The following is a 1,130-nucleotide window of genomic DNA, read 5'->3' on the forward strand; positions in this document are numbered from 1 at the left end:
CAAATACTATTATTACAATTACTAAAATAACAAAAAGAGATATAAATGCTATGGTTGTTATAAGTTTTGTAATAGGCATTTGTATAGAATCAACTGGAGCCATAGTCACAATAGACCAAGCATCTTGTGAGTTATCCCAAAGATCAAAAGTAGCTATTGCTGCTCTATTTTTCTTTCCATCGCTTGCGCGAGTAAAGTCAAAAACAGTATTTATTTTATCTTTTTGTAATTGTATTAATGTTTTTGCACTAGGATGAGGATTTGCTTCTGAAATACTTTTTCCTGTAAATTTGGAAACAGGACTAACTGCTATTAGACCCTCAGCACCAAGTAATAATCTTTGATCATCTTTGAAAATACTTCTTTTTGGATCTGTTAGCTCTCCTCTAAAATGTGTTAAACTTCCTAAAGCTCCAACTACACCTATAATATTTCCATTTTTAAAGATTGGAATTGCAATATTGTATGCAAAAATTTCTTCACCATTGATGTTGAAAATTTGAGGTTTTCCTATTGATTCTTTTTGTGTTGATATAGCATTATTAATACTTTGTTGTTGTAAAAATGCATCATATGCTTGAACTAATTGCACGCCGCCTTCTGTTTTTAAAGAAGTATTATGAAGTAACATTAAAAATTTATGCTGATTTGTAAGTAGTTTTGGGTTGGTATTTTGATTGATTGGGGTATTAAAAAAATGAACATACATATATGCAATTTTTTCATTTGAATCAAGCACACCTTCTAAAATATTTTGCACTTCTGTATCATCAATACTATTTTCATTTGAAATAGTATTTTTTATAGTATCTTCTACTCCTAGTAAAGTTGAATAAACACTTTCTGTTGCTCCACGGACGATATTTGCATATCTAAAAGCATTAATTTGAAGTAGTTTATCTGCTTCAGTGTGTAAGATATTTGAAGCTTGTATGGAAAAAATACTTGCTAAGATTATAATGCCTAGCATTACTATGGAAATTACAACTCCAACTATTTTGGTCCCTATTTTTAAATTTGAAAACAATGTATCTCCTTTATGTGTTTTTAAAAAGGATGTATTTTATCCTAAAAAAATAATTTTTTTATTTTTAATTAATTAATATTTGTTTGGTATTTCTAATAGTGGG

The 1,130-nt window shown here is 28.4% G+C and carries 1 protein-coding gene; it reads right to left on the bottom strand.

Features of this window, described 5'->3' with window-relative positions:
- The coding region (locus L8T82_RS07905) for a hypothetical protein (RefSeq protein ID WP_263726281.1) at nt 1-1,027 on the bottom strand (1,027 nt) is incomplete at its 3' end.
- Between the last annotated feature and the right edge of the window lie 103 nt (nt 1,028-1,130).

This window comes from Campylobacter sp. IFREMER_LSEM_CL292 (assembly GCF_025771615.1).
GTDB classification, from domain to species: Bacteria; Campylobacterota; Campylobacteria; order Campylobacterales; family Campylobacteraceae; genus Campylobacter_D; species Campylobacter_D lari_D.